The organism is Chitinophaga pinensis (assembly GCF_007896845.1).
Taxonomy (GTDB): Bacteria; Bacteroidota; Bacteroidia; order Chitinophagales; family Chitinophagaceae; genus Chitinophaga; species Chitinophaga pinensis_C.
On the sequence record NZ_VOHS01000009.1, the window covers coordinates 95,788 to 120,370 of the forward strand.

Below are 24,583 nucleotides of genomic sequence, written 5' to 3' on the forward strand. Positions count from 1 at the left end.
GGAGAAAACTGGTAAAGCTTAATGCTTTACCAGTTTAACCATTTTGGTTTCTCCATTCTTTCCGCTGATGCGGAGCAGGTAGATACCAGGAGCACTAATCCTTGAACCGGTATTAATGCGCAGGGTGCTATTACCTGCAGGAACGGAGCCCTTATAATCTGAGTACATCAGTCGGCCAGCCATGTCGAAGATCTCTAATCTCACTGCTGTTTCAGCTTTCAGTACTATATCAACGTTAAATTGATTGTCAAATGGATTCGGATAAACCTTCGTATCTCCGAAGTCAGCTGTCTTGTTGATCAGTGCTACAGGAGCGGAAACAGCTACTGTATTGTCGCCGAGGGTGAGTCTTGCACCCTGTGACTGTGGATCAACCGGACCAGCTTCATTTTGTGTAGCCGGATCGATATGACCTCTGATGGTCAGGGCAGCGATCAGACCATAACGGGATGTTGCGGTACCCGGATCAACGTCGATGTGGATCTTACCATTTGCATCAGGAGAGATATCTCTGATGGTTACAACACCGCTCTTGTTCATAGATGCATTCAGTAATGCCATCTGTGTACCATTTACGGTGTATTTACCAGTGATGTCTTCCCACTCAACAGAACTACCGAAGAATACCAGGTCATATTTCAGGGTCTGGTTCAGTCCGGTGATGTTGAAGTCTGCGTGGTTACCAGGGAACAGACCGTAGTTTTCAACCATTACGTTGTCAGGATAAACACCACTGTTGTTGCCGGTGTTCATACCTGCGGAGTACATACCATCGAAGTTTTCCAGAATGGTGATGCCGATGCCGGTTGTGTTACTTTGTCCGTCCTTCATGTTGCTGATCACGGTACCTGACTGTGGACGCATACCTGTGTTGTTCCATGGGGCAGGGGCTACCAGCAGTTCGCTGAAGTTCACCTGTACGCTGAAACCAGGAGTAGTGGCAGCAGCTGCATTGCTATAGTCGGAGTTACCAACGAGGCTTGTAGCACGTACCTTGTAATAGTATTTCTGGTTTACGCTCAGGTTATTATCAGTGTAAGTTACGGTATTTGCGGCGAGTGTTGCGACCTGACTGTAGCTGCCACCAGAAACGGCGCGCCATACCTGATATCCTGTTTCGTTGTTGGCTCTGTCAGCCCAATCCAGTTTGATTGATTTCGCGCCGGTTGCTCCTGCACGGAGGTTCAGCGGATTCACTACTGGTGTCTGAAGAGCGTCGTATTCTTCCAGTACCAGTGAGTTCATATACATGTAGTAGCCATTCTGGGTTTTGTTTACCAGTATGTTGATTTCACCGTTGGCATTTGGCGTTACACCATTGATCTGTTTAGTCAGGGAGGTGTTGTAAGCCGGATCAATTACCACACTATCAGTACCGATGGTGAATCTTACTTTGGCAGCCACACCGAAGTTCAGACTACTAAAGAAGACAACATTATAACGTTTCGCATTGTTCAAACCAGACAGTTTTACTGTATGGGTAATGTTTCTGCTATCATATACCGCAGAGCGCATTACGTTATCCGGATAGATACCCGAGTTGTCATAAGTGCTCATACCGGCAGCGGTAGCATCATTTTCCCAGTTTTCGTTAAATGTCATGTTGATACCGGTAGCAAAACCTGATTCATCCAGTGCGTTGGTAAATCTTACGCCTGTGTATGGGAATCCTGCTACATTGTTCCATGGAGCCGGAGCCGGATTGCTGGATGAGAAGTCGAAGTAGATGCTCTTTGTATTCTTGTCTGAAACAAGCACATTAAAGGTACTGCTGGACGCTGCGCCCTGATTGTCTGTTGCTGTCAGGGTGACTACGTAGCTACCGAGGTTATTGGCGCTTGGGTTGAAGTTGAAGGTACCGTTGCCATTACCATTATCGGTGAAGTTACCGAATGCAGGCAGGCCGGTTACAGTCAGCGTTACGGTATTACCCAGATCGCCCTGTGCCTGTACGTTGAACTGTGCAGATGCATCTGCTTTCAGTTTAATGTCAGCGATATCATTGATATGCGGCGGTTTAACCGGAACATTCACACCTGCAATGTTGCTGTAACCAGTAGATACGCCAGCTGAATTGGAAGCACTGATCTTATAGAAATAGTGAGTATTACCATGTACGGTGCTATCCACATAAGCGCTGGCAGTTGCGCTGTTCAGGCTGCCCAGCAGGCTGTATGTGCCAAGGCTGTCAGTAGCACGGTGTACTCTGTAGCCGGTCGCGTTGTAAGCGATGTTGGTCCAGTTCAGGGATACGTTACCGTTTGCTTCTGTAGCGGTCAGGTCTTTAGGAGCAGCAGGTACGGTACCGTCGTCCAGAATGGCGTTCACCTCGATAGCGCCCAGGTAACCTACCTGTGTACCATTAGCTACTGCCATGTTAAAGTTGATCTCACCGGAAGCATTTGGTGCAATGTTGTCAAAGTTTGCAGTGACAGAAGTATTGCCCTGTACATTGATCGGTTTGCTTACGCCATTCATGGTGAATATTGTAGTACCGTTATTAGCCTGTACAGACCATGAACTACCTGCAAAGAACTTGAAGGAATATTTCCTGCTGGCGTCGAGACCGGTCAGTTTACCATTAATTGAATTATCGGAATTGAAGATACCAGGGTAAGAACCGAAGAAGTAGTATTCTCTCAGTACTACATCAGGGTAGATACCGCTGTTGTTACCGGTAACAGCGCCTTCGTTCCATGAGTACCAGTTGCCGGTCAGTAACTGCAGACCTACATTGGTAGTTTCGCCTTTATCATTTTTCAGGTTGCTGGTTGACACCGTGGTGATGTTGTTCCATGGAGCCGGTGCATCTGTCTGATGTTTAAAGCGAACGAAGAATTTATAGTTTGGATCCTTATCAGCGATGGTAACGGTGAATGTTTTGTTATCAGTACCGCCATTACCGTCTACGATTGCCACTTTCACGGTGTACACACCTGCATCTGCATAGCCTGGATTGATGTTCAGGGTAGCAGAGCGGTTGTTACCGGAGACAGAAATGAATGAGGGCAGAGATACGCCAGACCATGTGAGCACGTCTGATGCATTCTGATCAGCAGCTGCAAGCGATAGCTGCTGAACGTCGCCCTCATTCAAGGAAACGTTGGCAATTGAGGTTATGATAGGGCTGTAATTGTCATTGATGGTGAGGTTGAAGGTAACAGTGTCTTTACCGCCAAATGCGTCTGTTGCAATCACTGCCAGGTTAGGGTAGTTACCCTGCAGACCGATGTTTGGTGTTACTTTCAGGAAGGAACCCTGTGCGTCGGAAGCAAGTGTTACAAAAGAAGGCAGATTAGCGCCGGACAGTGTAATCGCATCTTCATCCGGATCAGTTGCTACAACCGGGATACGTGTTTCCACATCATAGCGGGCAGACTGATTAGCGATATCCTGAATCACCGGACGATTATTACCGGTAGTGGCTGTCGCGTTGGAAGAGTAAGCGGAGTTACCACCGTCGCCTTTTGCACGTACACGGTATACATACTGCTGATTTGCATACAGCGCTGTATCAGTGTAGGAGTTGGTGCCGGCGATGACAGTATCAAGGCTCTTTACTGTTAAGAAAGTATTGCTGGTACCGAAGGAACGTTGAATGTCGAATCCTTTGGTGTTTGCGTCGTTATTAGTATTTGTCCAGTTCAGTGTGATGCTGGATGCAGATGCTGCATTTGCCGCAATATTGGAAGGCGTAGCAGGAGCTGCAGGCAGTGTTGGCGTTACCACACTATAGAATGGCAGGGTTTGGGCCGCTAACTGGCTGATTTCAGCCTGTGTCAGTGCCTGACCGATAATTGCCACATTGTCCATGTTACCTCTGTAGAAGGTACCTGTGGAGTTGAATGCGTTGGTACCGTTGTTTGAACCCAGACGGGAGTTATTGGTAGTTGTACCTACAGCACTGTAGTTAGTGTTCAGGGTACCTGCCAGATCTCCGTTGAGATACATGCGGAGTACACCTGTACTACCACTACCGGAGAATACCAGTGCAACATGTGTCCAGTTGGTGCTGGTGAAAGCGGTAGATATCAGTGTGCGGGCATTGTTATTGGCAATACCAGCTTCCAGTTTATTGGCGTTGATACGCAGTGCCAGACCGTTGTCGCTACCACCCATATCAAGGATGATGCGGTTGTTGTCTGTCACTGTCGGTTTAATCCACATGGACACTGTACGACCGTTGAACGCATCGTGCAGGAAGCCGCTGCTGCTGCCACCGATGGTAACATAAGCGCTGGTGCCGTTGAATACTGCTGCATGTGTACCTTCTATCTCATCAGTGGTAGTATAGGTCATTGCGTTGGCAGTACCATTGTTAGCATTGATGCTGACGTCGGATACGGCGTTGTTGAACGGATATACTGCGAGCCATGGATAACCGGTGGACTGTGCAGATTCGCCGAATTGACCCACTGCGCGTACTTTATAGTAGTAGCGGGTATTGGCAGCCACTGTATTATCAACCAGAGAAGTTGTATTTGCATTTACTTTTCCGATTACAGAGTATGTACCGGTAGCAGTGTTGCTGCGATACAGTTCGAAACCGGTTTCGTTGTTGCTGTTGTCTGTCCAGCTCAGATTCACTTTGTTGAATGCAGTAGCGGTAGCGCCAAATATTACCGGCGCTGCAGGCGCATTACCTGGCATTGTCAGGGTATCACCCAGATACTGATCAGGAATGTTGGTAAGGCTGTTGATGCCTAACGCTGTTGATCTCCAGCGGATGTTCATTGTCTGTCCACCAGTGCCCTGGAAATAAGCGGCAGTGATCTGGTATACACCTGCGTTCAGGTTCATCGCAGCACTGCTCACCTGAGTGGTACCGTGTGCACCGTCGTTGTTGACAGTAGAAGAACCACTGTAGCTGTAAGGGATGTTTACCCACAGTTTACTACCGTCATCAGAGTTGGTACCAAAGTAGTAAGTACCGGAAACAGGGATGGTGATGAAACCAGTCCACATGATCGCGTAGTTGGTTTCTCTGTTTCTTACTGTGAGATCGGTATTGGCAGATCTGCCTGTTTCAAGCGGCGTCAGGTTGTTGAAGTTTGGCAGGTTGGAATAAGTGCCTTCATAATATTTGTAAGCGAGGCCCTTATTGACTGTACCTGCGGTCACCTGATTGCTTGGAGCAGAAAGGTTACCTGCCGCATCTTTTGCGACTACATAGAAATTATAAACTTTTCTTTCTGACAGACCATAGGTCACCATAGTGAGCTGTGTACCATCAACAGAATAAGCTTTTGCATTATTTACATAGATATCATATCCGGTAACACCTACATCGTCAGTAGCAGCGCTCCAGCTGAGTGAAACAGAACTGGTGGTTGTGCTGGTTACTAACAGATTTTGCGGAGCAGATGGTTTCACACCGTCAGTCTGGGTAGTACCAGAAGCTTCTGTAGAAACAGGACCTGCACCGTTCGCATTTACCGGACGGATAACGTAATAGTATTTCGTGTTTGATGTTAATCCGTTGTCATTAAATGCCAGTACATCTGCCGCTACTTTTCCTACCAGTTTGTAGTTGCTGCCGGGAGTCGTTGTACGATAGATTTCAAAACCGGTTTCATTGTTCTGCGGATTTGCTTTATCTGTCCAGTTAAGTGTCAGCTGTGTCTGTGAAATAGAAGTCACAGTAGCACCGCCTACTGCATCCGGCAGGTTAGTGCCTGCAGCAGCAATTACTTTATAAGGACTGGAGAAGCTGCTTGCACAACCAAATTGCTCAGTAACACGTGCGATGTACTGACCAACACCGACAGTCAGGGTATTGGTATTACCAAGACTGGTGGTACCACCTACAGTGCGCCATTCATAAGAGGCATAACCGGCAGGCAGTTTCAATGTAACAGTGGTGCTGCCATCAGGAGCTGGCAGTACGTTGGTAGCAAGACTGTCTATAGAAATAGGCGGCGTTACAGTAGCCGTCTTTGTCTTAATAACGAGTGGGGTAGGGGAGAACTCTGACCATGCGCCGTTGGTAGTCCTTTTTACTCTTACAGCGTAACTACCGAGTGAGTTGACAGTAATGCTATTACCGGTTGCGTTGGGGATCGTGTTACCGTCTTTCTGCCATTCGTATGCAGAGAAACCAGGAGGGATACCAATTACCAGACTGAAAGTTTCGCCGGGACAGAATTCCGAGCGACCTGTCAGTGGCCATGGATTCAGTACGTTTGCCCTGTTCATGAATGGAATAAAGTCTGGTTCCGCCCATGCAGTATTCCATGTACCATGTCCAAGATTGGGGTAAAGGGTGTATTTAAGATCTGCGCCCGCGTTCTGGTACGCTGTAATAACTGTATTCGCGGTATAAGGAGCAGGAGCATTATCCAGACCTCCCTGGAAGTACCATAAGGAGGTAAATTTGAGTTTATTAATGTTGTCAGTTGTGGCGTCGCCATTGGCAATACCGCTCATTGGCATTACAGCGGCGAAATATTGTGGATAGCGTTCTGAGAAGGCCCAGGAGCCGTAACCACCTGCAGAAAGACCGTTAACGGCCACTCTGTTGAGGTCACCTTTCACCTGAACTGATAAGCTGTCCAGTAATTCTTTAATGATGTCAAACTGGCCATTGCCCCAGTTTCCATCAGCAGTTTGTCCATAAAAGAGGAATCCGTCAAAGTTGCCATTGTCCGTTTGGGTTTCGAAGTTCTGGCCACCGTGCAGGAGCTGGTATTCGTTGTCATAAACGCTACCACCTTCACCACGGCCGTGAAGGAAAACGAAAATCGGGTACTTCTTTCCGTCAGCAACATTATGCTGATAGGTCTTAGGGAATTTGAGACGGAAGTTCAGACCCTTGTAAATGTAACATTTGAAGTCGGAGGTATTCCAACTCATACGGGTGGTTTTAACCCACTTCCCGATGCGGCCGAAAGCGGGCGCTGTAGGGGGTGAGGCTGAGTTGTACACAACAATGGGATCTGCAGGGTTCAAGGCTTGCTGCGCATGAGCCGTACCTGCAAAGAGCATCAGAATGCCGATAAGTAAGTGTACAGTTCTTTTCATAAAAGAATTATAAATTATTGGACAATCGGGGTTGAACCCGGTAATTAGCCGAAATAGAAAATAATAACCCAAAGCACGTAGTGCAGGTCAGATCAGAGGAGATGGTAAAATTAGAATGGAGCAGACGAGAAATCGATCAACTCTCAAGATTGGCTTTTATGTAGGATGAGGTTAGGAATTATATCACACTATGAAGCTCTCTTATGTCGATAGATAAGGAATAAGCCTAGTGTACTCGGTTCAAGTTCCAAAAGTAAGTGTATATTTTTACAGTTGGATACTTTTTTAGTGAAAATCTGTTTTTTGACGGTGAATGATATAAATACGTTCGTGAAACAAAAAACTCAACAGTAAGTGTAAAAGGTACACGTTAGCCCACGGTCAGCTGGCGTTGTGAACGGTCCCATACGGCGGACTGTTTTTTTCTAAGAAAACGGCCGAAACCCTGATACACAGCTACATTCATAAAGACGAAGTAAAAAGGGATATAGAATAATTTACTCTTTACCTGCCGTTTGGCCAGCACATATCCTACTAAAGCCATGCCATACAAACCAATTTGTGCTGCCAGAAACAACCAATATACGAATGGGGCACCTGTTGCGCAGAGGATAATATTAGTAAGCAGTGCTAATAACAGACATAAGGGAGCGGCTGTCCAGCGGGATACCCGGTGTGACACATATTGCCACGTGATCTTTGGGTAACGGAAGAAATTCAGCAGATCCATCAAGCGGCTCATAGACTGAAAACCGCCTGCTGCAATCCTTACCTTGCGTTTATATTCATCTTCCAGTGAGGCGGAAGGCGTTTCCTGTGCATAGGCATCAGGGGCGTAAGCTACCCGGTATCCTTTCTTATTAATACCGAAAGAGATCATAAAGTCATCCAGAATGGTATCAGCCGGAATATCCTCATATAAGGAGGTGCGCACGGCAAACAGTTCACCGGCGGCACCCATCACGCTATACAACTCAGCGTCCCATTTTTTCAGCAGGGATTCGTATTTCCAGTACATACCTTCTCCGGCGCCTTCAGCTTCTGCCTGATCGGCGACGAGGATCTTTTTCTCGCCGGCTACCGCACCGGTATTTTCATTTTTAAAATGGCGCATCAGGCAAAGCGCCACGTCCTTATTTAATAAGGTATTGGCGTCAGAAAAAACGACAAAGGGCGTCTTTACATATTTCATGGCACGATTCACTGCCATGGTCTTACCTTTACGCTCAGGTTCGTAAAGCAGATTGATACGAGGGTAACTCCTTATTATATTATTGGTGTCATCAGAAGAACCATCTGTTACAAAGATGATCTGCAGTTTATCCTCAGGATAATTCAATGAAAGTGTATTCAGGATCTTCTCCTTTATAAAGGCAGCTTCATTATAAGCCGCTACCATAAAAGTTACTTCGGGGGTATAGGGAGTTTCGTCTCCAATATGTTGGATTTTTACGAAATAACGACGTATCTTAATTACTATATATAGTAATATACCATAGCCTACATAACTATAGCAAACTAAAAAAATACTGCACCAGAAAATCAGTGAGATCACAGTCATAGATCAAAGTAGTTAAGGGGTAATCGGAGTGCCTGTAGCGTGTTTACATAACAATCCCACATGGGTATCCGGAGCAAAAGTAGAATAAATGTGCAGTATTTTCTCAGCAGTGCATGCTACATTTAAAAAAAATAATCTGCTGACCCGCAAGAATATCCGTTCACGATAATTTATAGCGCATTCACCCAAAAAAAGCCGCCGTTTACGAAAAACATATGGCGAAATGAATAAAGTATTATATTTTTACATCGTTGTTGTATAAACAATCATTTAAGAAAATTTTAGCGCTTGCACTTTATCAATTACTTTTGTACTTTAGTGTAAGTATTTTGAGAAACCATATTTGAGTCATTTCTTTCATATCCCCTGAGAAACTGTTTTTAGTTCCATAAAACCTTATCCAATTTAAAGCCAACGAACATAAACTTCTGATATCCGGAAATGGTATTGGATCGATTAGTAATATTAAATTGGTTAAAGGTGAAAAAAACAGTTTTAATAATAGATGATAGTTTACCCATCCGATATTTACTTGAGGTAATGCTAAACAGAACATACAACGTCGTATCAGCATGCGACGGTCTGGCTGCAATGGCTTGGCTCAAGAATGGCAACATCCCCGATCTCGTCATCACAGACCTCCAGATGCCAAACATCAACGGATGGGAACTCATAGAGTTCATGACAGAAAGCAATCTGTACCAGCATATACCTTTAATGGTGCTTTCCGGCGTACACGACACTAAAGAGTCTTTTGCAAACATCCGTCCCGGAAATATCAAAACGATTATCAAAAAGCCTTTTGATCCGGTTATCTTACTGGATACAATTGATCATGTATTGAAAGCACAGCATGTCCCTGCTTTCTCTTAGCATATAATTATATTGTTATAATCAGTATGTAACCATTAATTCCTTTGTTAGCATGAATACATTTACACCTGAACTGAGCGTATTGAAGAATGCGGCCCCAAAACAGTTTGAAGAACGTGAACAAACACTGCCCCGCCAGATTGTTGCTGACAGTCATATCGTACTGTTTGTAGGGCAACATATTGAAACTCCGGAACTGGAGGAGCAGGGCTACAAGTGTTTCTTTGCACAGGATTATGATACCGCCATCGTGACGATCGAACAGCTACAGTCTGTCTTTCGCAGGAAACCGGGTGTTATCATTTATCGATCTCATACTGACAATCATAAAGGACTGAATGCGTGGAAACAGTTTTTCCAGCAGGAGACCAGTTGCGCCTGCATCCCCTTCCTCCTGTATACAGAAAATGTAAGCCCCGAGATGAAAGCTGCTGCAAAACAGTATCCTTTCATCGATGAAATTATCACTGATAAGTGTTTGCCTAAATTAGCTTCAAAAATAACTTTCATCAATAAATTCAAACAACTGAACGCATTCCCTCCGCTGACAGTTGTAGGTGGTACCGCGCAAAGAAAAAATCATAAACGTACCATCAACGCGGTACTCAAAAGAATTTTTGATATTACTGTTGCGGGCGCCGCGCTCATCGCGATAAGCCCAGTCTTATTCGTTATTGCTGCGATTATTAAGTTTGAATCCAGAGGCCCCATCTTTTATGCTGCAAGACGCGCAGGTAAAAACTACAAGGTGTTCAAATTTTATAAATTCAGAACAATGGTAGCTGATGCTGACAAGAAATTACAACAGCTGCAGCACATGAACCAGTACAAAAGCGGTGACGGTCCCGTTTTTTACAAAGTGTCCAATGATCCGCGCGTAACGCGTTTTGGCTCCTTTCTGAGAAACTCAAGTCTTGATGAACTCCCGCAACTTTTTAATGTATTAATAGGAGATATGTCTCTGGTAGGCAACAGACCTTTACCATTATATGAGGCATCAACTCTGACTACTGACGAGTGGGCACAACGATTCCTTGCTCCGGCCGGTATCACCGGACTGTGGCAGATCAGCAAAAGGGGAAAGAAGGAAATGTCAGCTGAAGAAAGAATCGCGCTGGATATCGATTATTCCAACCAGCACAACTTCGGGTATGACATGTGGATTATGGCAAACACCCCCAAAGCCTTAATACAAAAAGACAACGTGTAATGCTCTTTACGATTGAACTTATTATACTGATTTATCTGGGGGCTTGCGTGTTTTATAACTTCCTGTTTTCAGTAGCAGGACGCCTGTTTCCAAAGAAAGGCAAAACTGTCGCCGATACACTGTCTCACAGCAGGATTGCCGTTCTGGTACCTGCTTACAAAGAGGATGAAGTTATCCTCTCCGTTGCTCAGAGTTATGAATCGCTGGACTATCCGGCTGACAAATACGAAGTGATCGTTATTGCAGACTCCCTGCAGCCTGCAACTATCGTGACTTTACGCGCTGAGGGCATTACCGTCATACCTGTATCATTCAATAAAAGCACAAAAGCAAAGTCGCTGAACGCTGCCTTTGCCCAGTTGCACGATGATAAATACGATATGGCCGTGATCGCTGATGCGGATAATATCCCTGCAAGAGATTTCCTGAAGAGAGTGAATATCGCCTTTCAACAAGGTTATCACGCTATTCAGGCGCAACGTGTAGCAAAAAATCTGGACACGCCGTTCGCCATACTGGACGCGGCCAATGAAATGATTGCAAATCACATCAACCGTAAAGGGGCTAACGCCCTCGGGCTTTCTGCCTCCATCATCGGTTCTGGTATCGCATTCGAATATCAGCTGATAAAACAGGCGCTGAAGGAGACGGAAGCAACAGGCGGTTTCGACAAAGTGCTGCAACAATTACTGGTAGATAAAGGATACAAGATCCACTACCTTGAATCAGCACTGATGTTTGATGAAAAAGTAGAAAACGCAGCCGCTTTCGAGAATCAGCGTAAACGCTGGTTGTCCAGTCAGCTGGTATACCTGCGCCAGTACTTTCTGAGAGGCTTTCGCGCCCTGCTCAAAGGCCGTATAGATTATTTCTACATGGCTGTAGGACAGAACATGCTGTTGCCTCGTATGTTGTTGCTGGCAGGCGTATTCTTTATGACGTTCATCTATCTGATACTGGGACATTATCTGACAGTTCCTTTTTATGCATGGGCGATGATAGCTGGTGCATTTATTGTCAGTATGCTGTTGCCATTGCCGGGTAAATTCTACTCAAAATATCTGCTCACCGTGATATTGAATCTGCCGCGTGTGGTAGGTATTATGCTGGCGCTGGTATTTAAACTTAAAGGCGCCAACAAGACCTTCATTCATACAAAACATTCCAAAACAAGTATCGATAACCCCCTGGTCAATGTCGCAGGAAAATAACATAACACCGCTGGTTTCCATCGTAACGGTTAACTACAATACCACCGCCGTTACCTGTGAATTGTTGCACTCCATCAGCAGCAACAGTTATCGCAATGTGGAAGTGATCGTCGTGGATAATGCATCCAAAGAAGATCCTACTGAAGCACTGCAGGCTGCCTATCCCGCTGTTAAAGTAATCAGAAGCGCGACCAATAAAGGATTTGCCGGTGGAAATAACCTCGGTATAGTAGCCGCTACCGGTGAGTATATCTTTCTGGTGAACAATGACACCGAATTCACAGATGGCCTCATAGAAGGTTTACAGGAAGTCTTTCAATCGCATCCTGATGCAGGCATGGTAAGCCCCAAATTTCATTATTACTTTCATAAAGGCACGATCGAATATGCCGGTTATCAGTCGGTAGATGTATTCACCGGCCGTAACAGCATGATCGGCTGTAAAGAAGCTGATCAGGGCCAGTACGATCAGGTCTCCGCTACCAATTACGCGCATGGTGGTGGTATGATGACAACAGCTGCTGTACTGAAAGAAGTGGGGCTCATGCCGGAAGTTTATTTCCTCTACTATGAAGAGTTTGACTGGTGCGAGCAATTCAAACGTAAAGGCTATAAGATCTACTATCAATATAAGTCACTTATCTATCATAAAGAATCAATGTCCACCGGTAAGAATAGTCCATTAAAGACATATTACCTCACGAGAAACAGAATACTGTTCATGCGTAGAAATGTGGCATTACCGAACCGAATCATCTTTTTACTGTACCTGACCTTGTTTACCATTCCGAAGAATACGTTACAATTCCTGCTCAAACGGGAGAAGGAACACTTAAAGGCTTTCTGGAAAGGCATTATGTGGAACGTAAAACATCGTCAATTAAATCTTTTACCATGTGTGGCATAGCAGGGTTTATTGATTTCTCCAAAAAAGCCAATCTATCCGTACTGAAAGACATGACCGATGCTCTACTGCATCGCGGTCCGGATGACGGTGGCTATGAAGTGTATGAACACCCCAATGCAGTAATCGGACTGGGCCAGCGCCGCCTGTCTATTCTCGATCTTTCCAGTGGTGGCCATCAGCCCATGCACTATAAACAATACACCATGATCTTTAATGGTGAGGTGTATAATTTCAAAGAAATCCGCCATGAACTGGAGCAAAATGGGTATCATTTTACTTCCACCAGTGATACGGAAGTATTGATCAAAGGCTACGATTGCTGGAAAGAGAAGATCGTGGACCGTTGTATTGGTATGTTTGCCTTTGTGATCTATGACAAAGAGGAGCAACAAGTCATCTTCTGTCGCGACAGAGCCGGCGTAAAACCACTTTACTACTACTGGCACAATAACGTGCTGCTGTTTGCTTCAGAACTGAAAAGCTTCAGCCGTTTCCCTGCTTTCGAGAAAAAGATCGATGTAAATGCAGTGTCGCTCTTCCTGCAATACAGTTATATTCCCGCGCCTTACACGGTTTTCGAACATACGCACAAACTGAAACCGGGACATTTCATGCATCTGTCCCTTACCAATAAAGCACTGACCACCTCCGAATACTGGAGCGTACTGGAAGCTTATCGCCAGCCACTTACAGACATGTATGAGGGCGACATCATCCGTCATACCAAAGAATTGATGGAAAGCGCCTATCGCTACAGAATGGTAGCCGATGTACCTGTCGGTGTATTTCTGAGTGGCGGTTATGACAGCTCCAGTGTGGCGGCTATCTTACAGGCATCTTCCGGCAGCCGTCTGAAGACGTTCACGATCGGTTATAAAGAAGCCGCATTCGATGAATCTAAAGAAGCCCGCAGAATCGCCCAGCATCTCGGTACAGATCATACAGAATGGATCGTAGGTCCTGCTGATGCAAAAAATATTCTGGAACATCTGCCGGAGATCTATGATGAACCATTCGCAGATAATTCTACTGTACCTACCACTCTGGTCAGCAAACTGGCTGCTCAGCAGGTGAAAGTAGTTCTTTCTGCTGATGGAGGAGATGAGCTCTTTGCCGGTTATAACAAATTCAATCAGTCCCTGCAGTATACCGAACGTTTTCCGAAATCCCTGCAGGGTATGGTGAGCAAGGTGATGAATATGGTAGACCCTGCCAGTATCCCTTACTTCAATAAACAATACAACTTTGCCAGCCGTTATGAGAAAATGAAGCTCATATGGAAATCCGGCAAATCGCAACAGGCCCTGAAGTATATCAGCCAGTATATTACGGAATCAGAAGCAGCCAACTATCTGGGTGGAGCACATTCTACCTATAAGACGAACTTTGATATGAACGGGGAACTGAATAATATCAATGATCCTCTGAACCGTTTGTTGTCTGTAGATTACAAAACATTCCTGGTTGATAATAATCTGGTGAAGGTGGACAGAGCAACGATGTCTGTCAGCATAGAAGGCCGTGAGCCCATGCTGGATCACAGACTGGTAGAGTTCCTCGCGAAAGTGCCTGCGCATATAAAAGTGAAGAATAAGATCAACAAGTACATTCTGAAGGAGATTGTACACCAGTATATCCCTAAAACATTAATGGACCGTCCCAAACGTCCGTTTATCGCTCCGCTGACGCATTGGTTTAAGGATGAGCTGAAAGAACAGATGGAATACTATCTGTCTCCGGCCAAACTGAAACAGACCGGCATCTTTGATCCCTCACACATCGAAACACTGAAGCAGAACTACTTTAACGGCGGAAAGGTGAGCCACCAGAAACTCTGGAACATCCTCGTATTCCAGTTATGGTACAGCAGGTGGATGGAACAATTGTAAACAGATGGAAGCGACAAAAAAGATCAGGGTTTTACAAACCATCCGCCAGGGTAAGATCGGCGGGGGTGAAAGCCATGTGCTGGACCTCGTACGTTATCTCGACAAGAGTCTGTTTGAGCCGGTTGTGCTGTCCTTTACGGATGGTCCGATGATCACTTCCCTTACCCAGATGGGAGTGCCTGCTCACGTCATTCATACCGAACGCGCTTTTGATATCGGTGTCTGGAAAAAAGTAAAACAGTTCCTGAAAGAGCAACAGATGGATATCGTGCATGTACACGGTACCCGTGCCAATACGAATGTACTCTGGGCAGCCCGGTCTCTGGGCCTGCCTGTGATCTATACTATTCACGGATGGTCTTTTCATGACAGTCTGCCGGCCTGGAACAAAAAAGCGCGTATTCTGGCTGAAAAGTTCATTACGCAACGTACCAGACTCAATATTACGGTGTCTGATTCCAATCATCAGACAGGCGTAAGGGAATTTGGCCGTTTTAAGTCCACTGTAGTGAAAAATGGCGTTAACCTTGACAAGTTCAACCGTAACGGCAGCTATCCCGATATAAAGTCCGCTTATGGCATCCCTGCACATCACCTTGTAATTGGTTATATTGTGCGTATTACCGAGCAAAAAGACCCTCTCGGTATGCTCAGGGCCTATGCAAGCGTCTGCGCCAACTTTCCGGATCTTACCTTGTTAATGATAGGAGAGGGCGACCTGAAAGCAGATGCCGTGAATCTGGCAGAAGAATTGGGGATTACAGACAGGGTCGTTTTCGATAATTTCCGTCAGGATGTACCCGCTGTACTGAATGCAGTAGATATTTACTGTCTGCCTTCACTTTGGGAAGGATTCCCGATCGGTGTACTGGAAGCTATGGCCATGTCAAAGGCAGTCGTCGCCTCCGATGTGGATGGTACACGGGAGGCCGTAGAGCATGAAGTGACCGGACTACTGGTGCCACCTAAAAATGAAGCTGCCCTTGCGACTGCTCTGGAAAGACTGATAAAGGACCAGACACTGCGCACACAATTGCAGGAAAATGCAGGCCGCTGTGTGAAAGCAAACTTTGATGTACGGGATATGACCCATAAAATTGAAACGGTGTATCAGCAAGTGCTGGCGCCATTGTAATATTCTTAAACTTTACGCATGAAAATCAGAAATCCCCAATCCCGTTTTGACCTGGACATTAAAAAGACGGACAGGGTACTTGAGGTTGGAGGCGGCCACAATCCGCACCCAAGGTCGAATGTTGTGGTAGACAAATACGTAGATGACAATACACATCGTAGTGGAGATATAAAAGTGCTGAAGAACCAGCAGTTCATGAATGCAGATGGTGAAAACCTGCCATTCAAGGACAAAGAGTTTGATTATGTGATCTGTAATCACGTACTGGAACACGTAGAAAACCCCCATTCATTTCTCCGTGAACAGTTCCGCGTGGCAAAGAGAGGTTATATGGAAACGCCTTCTCTGTTAGGTGAACACCTGTATCCGAAGAAGTCCCACAAATGGGTATTGCTTGAGGTAGATAACAAGGTAGTGATGGTAGACAAGGAAAGGATCTCTTTCCCGACCAGTTTCGACTTTGGGGATCTGTTTCTGGAATATCTGCCAAAGGCGTCTATTGGCTATAAAATCATGGAAAGAACGCATCCTAATCTGCATACTATGCGTGTGGAGTGGGAAGGTAGTTTTGACTTTATCGTGAATCCGGATGATAAGGATATCCTGAAATATTTTGAGGAGCCATGGACACGTGAAATGGTGCTGCATTATTTCCCACAGCGTTCGCTGGGTAAAGAACTGGCAGAGGCAACGCGTGCTTTTACAGATATCTGCAGAAGTATCATCCGTTCAAAAGTGCTGAAAAGAGTTTAGTATAAACAGGATTGTTTTAAAAGGAGCGAAGCCCCCGGATCATTCCGGGGGCTTCTTATTTTCATATAATAAGTTATGTCAGCGTCAGCCGTCGGCTACTTGACCAGTTTCAGTTTCCCTGTTACCTTTCCCAGCAGGGTCTGGCATTCTGCCCAACCCAGTTTCACAATATCGTTCAGTGTGAATGGTACATATTTCTTCAGCATATAGTAACCTACCACCACACAGATGATCATATTCAACAGCGAACCAAATGCTACCCAACGCACGTCATGGAACAGCAGAATAAATACGATATCACCAATGACGTTAAGCACCAGTTTCAGGAAGTTCTTGTAGAAGTTGGTCAGCGGACGGTTGATCATATCCAGCGCCACACCTATAAAGCGGTCAATAGGGTAGAAGATGGCACAAAGCAGGAATATTCTCACTACATCCGTAGCCGGGAGATAGGCCTTGTCTGCGAGGATAATGATCAGCGGTTGCGTGAAAATAATCAGACCAATAATAAAAGGAATGATCACAATACTCACCACGCCGGTATAACGGGAGAAGGCACGAGATACACCCGCCCAGTCATTCCTGTTAGCCGCGCCGGATAGTGTAGGCTGTGCCGTAGCGACAAAGCTGCGGAGGATAATTTCTATCACCTCCATAAATTTCTGCGGGATGCTGTAAATCGCTACAGCCGCAGGACTGATCATCGTACGGATAAGAAAGTTATCAGAATAGTTGAGGAAGCCGGAAGAGATCATACTGCCGACGATCAGCCATCCGTATTTCACGAGTACGATTACCTGTTTTTTAGTACTATGTACCACCTGACGAACCTTCGTCCAGCCCTTGATTAATGTAAAACAGCTGGTAGCTGCCAATCCGGCCATATAGGCGAATAATACATGCGGCAGGGTAACCGTGCTAAAGAAATGAAAAGCGAGTATCAATACAAGGAAGCCACCGTTCTGCCAGAAGCGGACCTGTAATATTTTGTCAAAACGATGTTCTGCCTGAAGGAACCAGCTGGCAACGTTGAATGGTACCGATACTACCATCATTACACCCAGCCAGCGCATAAAAAAGCGCCATGTTTCATCAAATTGTCCGTATAAGGCGACACCTACAATCAGATTGAGGAGCAGATAAATAACTGTCAGTATAAGTACCAGATACCAGGCACTTCCGGCCACTTCCTTGCCAGTCTTCTCATCCGACCCGGTATAGAATTTAATGATACCAGATTGTAATAAAGCGGTACGAATCTGGTCCAGCACTGTATATGTCCCGATGAATAAAACCCATTCCCCAAAAGCCGAGAGAGATAGTAAACGAACGAGAATCGCAAAGGATAATACGTTAAGAAAAGCAGAGACGAGGTTACCTAATAAGGAGTGAAAATGCCTGTTGTTAATTACCGATAATAATTTAAATCCCATGTATATGATATAAAACCAGTGAATTGAAATTTTCTGCGGTCTTTTTAACAGGATAAGGTTATTTGGGGAGAATGTTCCTCGGATGCAATATTACCATAATGCAAAAGTTTGACAAAATTTAATTTCCGACAGTCCCATCAATATAATATTTTTTACCACATTATATATTAGTTTTTTCAATGCTTTATAATTAACTTTAATTACATATTAAAAATATTTTATTTGACAAATAAAAATATTGTACTTTGCCGTCGGATCTTGAAAAATACTAAAGAAGTAGAAGATTATCAGATGATTGGAACTCACCAGTAAAGAAATAATCAGACAGACGCCCTTATGAACTTGATTTCGTGCTGAAAGATACGATTTTGAAGATTACCTTTTTTCGGGACAACGTACACGATTACATCCAGCGTGCCTTAGCCTCTTTCAACTGATTGCTTTGTCATTTTTTTAGGTACGGGGATAGGCCCCGCAAGCACACCATATAATTTTGAAAAACCTGACTGATGAAACATTTGTACACTATTGCTATGTTCAGAAAGTTAGCTGCTTGCCTTGCAGTTATGCTGTTCACAACTCTAACTATCACCGCACAACAAACTGCGGTATCCTTAGCCGGAACAAGGGTTACAAATTCCGGAGGTTACTATGAATATGTTCCGCCATCCTATGCTGCCAGTAAGGACTCTTTTCCTTTACTGATCTTTATTCATGGGATAGGAGAACTGGGTAACGGTACAAGCAACCTGCCCGCGGTACTCAGAAATGGGGTGCCTAAACTCATTGATAAAGGACTGTTTCCAGCCTCTTTTACAGTAGGTGGTAAATCGTTTTCATTTATCGTTGCTTCGCCTCAGTTTAAGAACATTCCCAGCCCAATGGACGTGCTGAGTCTCGTGAATTATCTGAAGGGCAAATTCAGAATTGATAGTAAACGTATATATGTAACGGGATTGAGTATGGGAGGTGGTGCAACGGAAGATTTCGCGAGCGCCAATGATTCCTATGCACAGATTCCCGCCGCCGTTGTAGCTGTTGCAGGTAATATGAACCCTAAGCAGATTACCAACGCTCCCAAAGTGATGGCGAAGAATGATGTGCCGGTGTGGTTCCTGCACAATGAAAATGACCCGGTAGTTCCTTCTCAATACTCCAAGGACTGGACTTCTATGATGGATTCCTACAAACCTAGTCCTACACCTCAGCCTAAACTCACTATTTTCAACGCTTCCGGTCACGACGCATGGTCCAAAGCCTATGACCCTTCTTATAAAGAAGATGGTCTGAACGTCTACGAATGGATGCTGCAATATGAGAAAGGTGGTAAGGTGAGCACACCTTCAAAACCCAATACCGGCAATAAGAGGGTGAATGCCAGACCAAACATTGGTAATGGTATGTACTACCCTGATGCCATGAGTGCATTTGGCCTGAACCCGGGCGATACACTCTGTATCCCTGCGGGTGATTACGAATTCATTCAGCTCGGCAGCCTCGTAGGTACCGCCGCTAAACCTATTGTTATCACCAACTGTGGTGGTGTGGTAAGAACAGGGATTAAAACACTGAAAACTGACGTGTCTTTCAATATAATGGGAGGCAAGTTTCTGCATATCACCGGTTCTGGTACTCCCGGCGTAGAATATGGCTTTGATATCAATGGTCGTAACCTGCTCGGTATTAAAATGCAGGGTATTTATCTTGGCTCGGGTAGTTCTGACATCGATATACATAACTTCTATGTACATGATGTAGGTTCCTTTATGGTAGCCAAAACAACACAGGAATGTGGCAACCCACAGTTCTGGGAAGGCAAGTATGTGATGAAGAATGTGAAGATCCACCATATTAAAGGCCGTTATTCTGACTACGAAGGTTTCTACATCGGTAACACGCATTATGTGATGGATTATCTGCTTTGTCAGGGTATCAAATCTCACCACATTCAGGATCTGGAAGTATATGATAACGATCTGCAGTATATGGGGCAGGATGGTATCCAGATCTCTATGTGTGACCTTGGAGAAAATAAGATCCATCATAATATTGTACGTAACTACGGCACCACCAAACTGGACGCACAAAGCTATGGTATGCTGATGGGTGGAGGTTCCCGCGTAAAGCTGTACAACAACGTGGTTGACAATGGTTATCTGCCGGGTATCGCACTGTTTGGTTCAGGTATTTCCTATGTTTATAATAACGTTATTTCCAACGTTGAAAACGGAGAAGGTATCAACGTATCAGATAAGCTGATACTGGAACCTGTAACCGGTTATATCTACAACAACACGATCTATAACACCGGCAATACCGGTATTAAAATATACGCTTACCTCACTACCATCGGTCATAAGGTATACAACAACCTGGTGATCGAAAAGGCAGCGGGTGGAAGCTATCCTACTGATGGTCTTTATATCAGAGGTGCACAGAATATTAAGTTTGATTACGGGAATAATATGTTCTCTACTACTGCGAATGCAGGTAAAGTAGTGACCAATGTGAATAGCGGTGATTTTCACCTGACGGCTGCATCAACTGCTGTAGATGCGGGTAAGAGTGTGGCTGACCTCGGACTGATCACTGATAAGGATGATCTTAAGCGTCCTATGAACAGCGGTTACGATGTGGGCGCATACGAATATCAGTTACCTAAAACACCATCTAAAGGAAACGTAGCACCTACTGCAAACGCCGGTAAAGATGTTACAATTACATTACCGACGAATACTGTCACACTGGACGGTACCGGCTCTGCTGATACTGACGGTAAGATCAGCAAATACCTTTGGACAAAACAAAGTGGCCCTGCCGGTGGTACCATCACCAACAATGCCACTGCAAGTACCAGCGTAACTGGTCTGACAGCGGGTACTTATATTTTCACCCTCACAGTAACGGATGATAAGTCTGCCACTGATATTGACAGCGTAACTGTGAAAGTGAATGCAGCTGCTGCGAATAAGCCTCCGGTTTCTAATCCGGGTAGCGCAGTGATCATCACCCTGCCAACCAATACCGTGACACTGGATGGTGCTGGTTCCGCTGATGGTGATGGTAAGATCAACAAATATGAATGGAAGAAAGTAAGTGGTCCTGCCGCTGGTACTATTACTACACCAGCAGCTGTGAAGACCACTATTACCGGTCTGACAGCGGGCGCATATGTATTCTCGCTGACAGTAACAGATGATAAACAGTCTGCCAGCACATCAACAGTAAGTGTAACCGTAAATCCTGCCACTAATAAAGCGCCTGTCGCGAATGCCGGTAAAGCTGTGAATATCACCTTACCAACAAACAGCGCAACGCTCGATGGCAGTGCTTCCAGTGATGCAGACGGTAAGATCAGCAAATATGAATGGAAGAAAGTAAGCGGTCCGGCAACAGGTGCTATCACTACACCGGCAGCCGCGAAGACCACTATCACCGGTCTGACAGCAGGTACTTATGTATTCTCTCTGACCGTAACGGATGATAAACAGACCGCCAACACCGCAACAGTGACGGTGACAGTCAACCCTGCGACCAACAAATTACCTGTAGCCGTTCCGGGCAATGCGGTAAGCATCACCCTGCCGACAAACAGCGTAACACTTGATGGTCAGGCTTCCTACGATCCTGATGGTAAAATCACTAAATACCTGTGGCAGAGAATGAGCGGTCCGAATGATGTGACCCTGAGTAATGCCTCAGCAGTGAAAACCACCATCTCAGGTATGATAGCAGGTACCTATGTATTCTCCCTGAGTGTAGCAGATGATGACGGCGCGGTTTCTTCTGCGAATATTACCGTAACAGTGAATCCGGCTGCCAATAAAGCGCCTGTAGCAAATGCAGGTAGCACGCAGACCATCACCCTGCCGGTAAGCACTGTAACACTGGATGGTAAGGCTTCTAGCGATCCGGATGGCACTATCAGCAAATATGAGTGGAAGAAAGTAAGCGGTCCTGCAGGTGGAGCGATCTCTACGCCGGCCACTGTGAAAACAGCGATCACCGGACTGACAGCAGGTACCTACGTATTCTCATTGACAGTAACAGATAATAAACAGGCGACCAACACCGCGAATGTAACGGTGAAAGTAAACCCTGCACCTAATAAAGCACCTGTGGCAAATGCAGGTAGCGCGCAGACCATCACCCTGCCAACCAATTCAGTAACACTGGATGGTAAGGCCTCTGCGGATGCAGATGGTACAATCGCGAAATACGAATGGAAGAAAGTAAGCGGTCCGGCAACAGGCACTATTGCTACGCCTGCGGCTGTGAAAACAGCTATCAGCGGACTGACAGCCGGCACCTACGTATTCTCGCTGACTGTAACAGATAATAGCGGAGCTGTCGCTGCTGCGAATGTAACCGTGACTGTTAAGCCTGCGCCTAATAAAGCACCTGTAGCAAATGCAGGTAGCGCAGTGACCATCACATTACCAACCAGCACCGTAACACTCGATGGTAAAGCTTCCAGTGATGCAGATGGTACAATCACCAAATATGCATGGAAGAAAGTAAGCGGTCCGAATGGAGGCGCTATCACAACTCCTGCAGCTGTGAAGACAACGATCACCGGTCTGACAGCAGGCACTTATGTGTATGCACTGACAGTAACTGATAACAGTGGCGCATCTGCTACCGCAAATGTGACCATTACCGTGAAAGCTGCTCCGGCAGCAAATAAGCTACCAATAGCAAATGCAGGTCCGGACGTAACCATCACACTGCCTGAAAACTCCGCACTGCTGGATGGCTCCCTGTCAATGGATCCAGATGGTAAGATCGCGAAATACGAATGGTATAAAGTGAGTGGTCCGAATGGTGGTACGATCAAAGTAAAAGATGCAGCTATCACCACTGCGCAATTGCTGATCGAAGGTACTTATCTGCTGGCCCTGAAGGTAACGGATGCCGCTGGCGCAACAGATATCGATACCATGAAACTGGTTGTGAAAGCAGCTCCGCCTGCGGTGAATGCACCTCCGGTAGCAAGAGCAGGCAATGATATCACTGTCAGACTGCCGGTAAATAGTGTGATCCTGAATGGTGCAGCGTCTTCTGATCCGGATGGTATCGTGACCAACTACCAGTGGTTAAAGATCTCCGGTAAAGATGTTCACTTCTCCAACGCAACAGGTATCATCAACGTAGTATCAGGTCTGACACCGGGCACATATGTGATCGAACTGCAGGTAACCGATAATAAGAACGCCAAAGCCAGCGATAGACTGACCATCACGGTGCTGCCAGCTGAAAACAGCACAGGTAAACCTCCTGTAGTACTGACACAGGGTGATCTGACACTCAGATTGCCGAATGCAGGTATGAAGGCTGATGGTAGCAGGTCTTATGCGAATGGTGCCAACATCAGCAGCTACGCATGGAAACAGGTATACGGTCCGCTACAGGCAGTTATAGCAGCACCATCTGCTAAAGCAACAGATATCACTGGTATGAACTTCCCGGGTAGCTATGTATTCGAACTGATCGTTACCGATGATAAGAAACAAAGCAGCCGCGCTACATTCGAAGTAACTGTACTTGAAGCAGGTGGAGATGCCTTCGTACCGGAAATCACGACATATCCGAATCCGGTTGTCACTGCGCTGACCTTCAAACAGCGTATGAAGAACTCCAGTCAGGGTACTATTACGATCTTCAACATAGCAGGTAAAGCGATGAGGAGCTATAATCTGCCGGCAGGCGAAAACATACAGCAAACACTGGATGTGTCCAATCTGCCAATAGGTACTTACATACTGCAGGTGGTGTACAAAAACAACACTTACAAGTGGAGCACCAAGTTTGTAAAGAGTGAATAAGTGGTCATCACCTAAGCCAATTATAGCAGCGCAGAAAGCGCTAAAAAGTAGAGGCTGGACTTATTAAAAGTCCAGCCTCTTTGTTTTTGGGAGCTGACGGAGAAACAGCTACCGGGAAATTACACGCTGCTTCCGCTTAGCGCACCCTTTCCCATAATTTCGTTTCAGGATTGTATTGTTTAAGCACTTTGGCAGGATTACCGCCTACCACACTGTACGCAGGCACGTCTTTAGTGACAACGCTGCCTGCTGCAACTACTGCATGTTCACCGATTCTGACGCCGGCAGTAATAACCGCATTCGCACCAATCCAACTATCTTCACCTATATAGATCTCACTGGTAGAGCAGGGCTGCAAACCGATAGGGATACTGATATCCTGATATCCATGGTTTAGTCCTGACATCACCACATTCTGTGCGATAATGACGTTATCGGCAATAGTGACCGGTCCGATGAGTACATTGCCCATACCCACCTGTACGCGTTCACCGATGTTCACGGCTCCCATCCCGTTATTGACAGTAGCAAAGTCTTCAATAATGGATCCGGCGCCCAGATTGAACGGATTGAAAGGAAATACGTCCAGGCGGGTATAACGGCGTACAATGGCGCCTTTACCTCTTTTATGTACAAAAGGGTTCACGATCCAGCGGATCCACAGCCGGGGTTTTGCCTGATTTTTAGGCATGATCATGCGGTGCGCGAACTGTTTGAGGTTAGGATTGCTTTTAATCCTTGTTTTCAGACTTGTAAGTGTGCTCAT

General features: G+C 45.6%; 12 protein-coding genes. 8 read left to right on the forward strand and 4 right to left on the reverse strand.

Features of this window, described 5'->3' with window-relative positions; all coding sequences use genetic code 11:
- Positions 1-18: 18 nt before the first annotated feature.
- Both FEF09_RS11720 and FEF09_RS11725 read right to left on the reverse strand, forming a co-directional pair.
- On the reverse strand, positions 19-7,020 hold the full coding sequence (locus FEF09_RS11720) for a fibronectin type III domain-containing protein (RefSeq protein ID WP_146305286.1): 7,002 nt from the start codon (positions 7,018-7,020) through the stop codon (positions 19-21).
- Between the two features lie 370 nt (positions 7,021-7,390).
- Positions 7,391-8,581: a glycosyltransferase family 2 protein gene (locus FEF09_RS11725; protein WP_146305287.1), complete on the reverse strand. Its 1,191-nt coding sequence runs from the start codon at positions 8,579-8,581 to the stop codon at positions 7,391-7,393.
- 441 nt (positions 8,582-9,022) lie between these two features.
- Here FEF09_RS11725 and FEF09_RS11730 point away from each other — a divergent pair, with 441 nt between their 5' ends.
- From FEF09_RS11730 to FEF09_RS11760, 7 genes are read left to right on the forward strand one after another with little or no spacing between them, the layout of a single operon-like run.
- Positions 9,023-9,454 (forward strand): response regulator, encoded by a 432-nt coding sequence (locus FEF09_RS11730; RefSeq protein WP_012791341.1) that lies wholly within the window; start codon positions 9,023-9,025, stop codon positions 9,452-9,454.
- A gap of 52 nt (positions 9,455-9,506) precedes the next feature.
- Entirely contained in the window at positions 9,507-10,664 is a 1,158-nt protein-coding gene (locus FEF09_RS11735; protein WP_261387426.1) for a sugar transferase, read from the forward strand.
- Positions 10,664-11,875 (forward strand): glycosyltransferase, encoded by a 1,212-nt coding sequence (locus tag FEF09_RS11740; protein WP_146305288.1) that lies wholly within the window; start codon positions 10,664-10,666, stop codon positions 11,873-11,875. Before FEF09_RS11735 ends, FEF09_RS11740 begins: the two co-directional genes overlap by 1 nt.
- Positions 11,859-12,782, forward strand: a complete 924-nt coding sequence (locus FEF09_RS11745) for a glycosyltransferase family 2 protein (RefSeq protein WP_146305289.1) — start codon at positions 11,859-11,861, stop codon at positions 12,780-12,782. The genes FEF09_RS11740 and FEF09_RS11745 overlap by 17 nt, the downstream gene beginning before the upstream one ends.
- On the forward strand, positions 12,770-14,671 hold the full coding sequence (asnB, locus tag FEF09_RS11750) for an asparagine synthase (glutamine-hydrolyzing) (protein WP_146305290.1): 1,902 nt from the start codon (positions 12,770-12,772) through the stop codon (positions 14,669-14,671). The genes FEF09_RS11745 and asnB overlap by 13 nt, the downstream gene beginning before the upstream one ends.
- A 4-nt stretch (positions 14,672-14,675) precedes the next feature.
- Positions 14,676-15,806: a glycosyltransferase family 4 protein gene (locus FEF09_RS11755; protein ID WP_146305291.1), complete on the forward strand. Its 1,131-nt coding sequence runs from the start codon at positions 14,676-14,678 to the stop codon at positions 15,804-15,806.
- 18 nt (positions 15,807-15,824) lie between these two features.
- Positions 15,825-16,559 (forward strand): class I SAM-dependent methyltransferase, encoded by a 735-nt coding sequence (locus FEF09_RS11760; RefSeq protein ID WP_146305292.1) that lies wholly within the window; start codon positions 15,825-15,827, stop codon positions 16,557-16,559.
- Positions 16,560-16,654: 95 nt separating this feature from the next.
- Here the strand turns inward: FEF09_RS11760 and FEF09_RS11765 are convergent, their stop codons facing one another.
- A complete protein-coding gene (locus FEF09_RS11765) occupies positions 16,655-17,992 on the reverse strand; it encodes a lipopolysaccharide biosynthesis protein (protein WP_146305293.1) in 1,338 nt (445 codons plus the stop codon).
- Between the two features lie 509 nt (positions 17,993-18,501).
- On the opposite strand from FEF09_RS11765, the gene FEF09_RS11770 reads away from it, so the two are divergent.
- Positions 18,502-23,817, forward strand: coding sequence for a PKD domain-containing protein (locus FEF09_RS11770; RefSeq protein WP_146305294.1), 5,316 nt, complete (start codon positions 18,502-18,504; stop codon positions 23,815-23,817).
- Positions 23,818-23,953: 136 nt separating this feature from the next.
- On the opposite strand, the gene FEF09_RS11775 is transcribed toward FEF09_RS11770, so the two are convergent.
- Positions 23,954-24,583, reverse strand: a complete 630-nt coding sequence (locus FEF09_RS11775; protein ID WP_146305295.1) for an acyltransferase — start codon at positions 24,581-24,583, stop codon at positions 23,954-23,956.

What these genes read in the sequence shown, in the direction of transcription:
- FEF09_RS11730 (WP_012791341.1), top strand. Translation starts at nt 9,023, where the DNA reads ATGGTATTGGATCGATTAGTAATATTAAATTGGTTAAAGGTGAAAAAA.
- FEF09_RS11775 (WP_146305295.1), bottom strand. Translation starts at nt 24,583, where the DNA reads ATGAGCACACTTACAAGTCTGAAAACAAGGATTAAAAGCAATCCTAAC.
- FEF09_RS11765 (WP_146305293.1), bottom strand. Translation starts at nt 17,992, where the DNA reads ATGGGATTTAAATTATTATCGGTAATTAACAACAGGCATTTTCACTCC.
- FEF09_RS11740 (WP_146305288.1), top strand. Translation starts at nt 10,664, where the DNA reads ATGCTCTTTACGATTGAACTTATTATACTGATTTATCTGGGGGCTTGC.
- FEF09_RS11735 (WP_261387426.1), top strand. Translation starts at nt 9,507, where the DNA reads ATGAATACATTTACACCTGAACTGAGCGTATTGAAGAATGCGGCCCCA.
- FEF09_RS11755 (WP_146305291.1), top strand. Translation starts at nt 14,676, where the DNA reads ATGGAAGCGACAAAAAAGATCAGGGTTTTACAAACCATCCGCCAGGGT.
- FEF09_RS11725 (WP_146305287.1), bottom strand. Translation starts at nt 8,581, where the DNA reads ATGACTGTGATCTCACTGATTTTCTGGTGCAGTATTTTTTTAGTTTGC.
- FEF09_RS11745 (WP_146305289.1), top strand. Translation starts at nt 11,859, where the DNA reads ATGTCGCAGGAAAATAACATAACACCGCTGGTTTCCATCGTAACGGTT.
- asnB (WP_146305290.1), top strand. Translation starts at nt 12,770, where the DNA reads ATGTGTGGCATAGCAGGGTTTATTGATTTCTCCAAAAAAGCCAATCTA.
- FEF09_RS11760 (WP_146305292.1), top strand. Translation starts at nt 15,825, where the DNA reads ATGAAAATCAGAAATCCCCAATCCCGTTTTGACCTGGACATTAAAAAG.
- FEF09_RS11770 (WP_146305294.1), top strand. Translation starts at nt 18,502, where the DNA reads ATGAAACATTTGTACACTATTGCTATGTTCAGAAAGTTAGCTGCTTGC.
- FEF09_RS11720 (WP_146305286.1), bottom strand. Translation starts at nt 7,020, where the DNA reads ATGAAAAGAACTGTACACTTACTTATCGGCATTCTGATGCTCTTTGCA.